1 protein-coding gene is annotated in these 445 nt (G+C 56.0%); it reads right to left on the bottom strand.

All coding sequences use genetic code 11. From position 1 onward, the window contains the following. Positions 1-166, bottom strand: a 166-nt coding sequence (locus L692_RS28660) for a DnaJ family domain-containing protein (protein ID WP_415752763.1), incomplete at its 3' end; no start/stop codon positions are given. Positions 167-445 lie beyond the last annotated feature (279 nt).

The following is a 445-nucleotide window of genomic DNA, read 5'->3' as shown; positions in this document are numbered from 1 at the left end:
CCGGAAGAAGTCCGGCATTCTTCATGATCTTGAACGACATCCTTAGCTCCTCGGGCACTCCCGTCATATCCTCCAGCTCCAGCGGCTTGCCATGGCCCGGCAAATTCCGGAATTCGCCTTTGCGCATCGCCTCTTCAATCCGCTGCTCGGCCAGCCAGGACAGTATGGCCATTTCCACCGCCTCCTCTGTGATTACTCCCGGCGCGCTGCGCGCCTCGCTTTATTTTATCATAGATGAACATTGTCCCGCTCCCGCCAGAAATGCGTTATACTGCTCACAATCGCAAAAAATCCGCATAGTCCGGAGCCGGTCCGGATCATGCGGATTCTTGATGCTGCCATATGCCTTCCGGGCATGACGTCCTTAAGTCAGCAGCGACTCGGCGCCGTCAATGACGATCTGCGCGCCGGTAATATGAGACGAATCATCCGACGCAAGAAAGCA

This window comes from Paenibacillus forsythiae T98, assembly GCF_000520735.1.
Taxonomy (GTDB): Bacteria; Bacillota; Bacilli; order Paenibacillales; family Paenibacillaceae; genus Paenibacillus_AQ; species Paenibacillus_AQ forsythiae.
The sequence above is the reverse complement of the archived record's forward strand: the minus strand, read 5'-3'. Positions and strand labels throughout refer to the sequence as shown.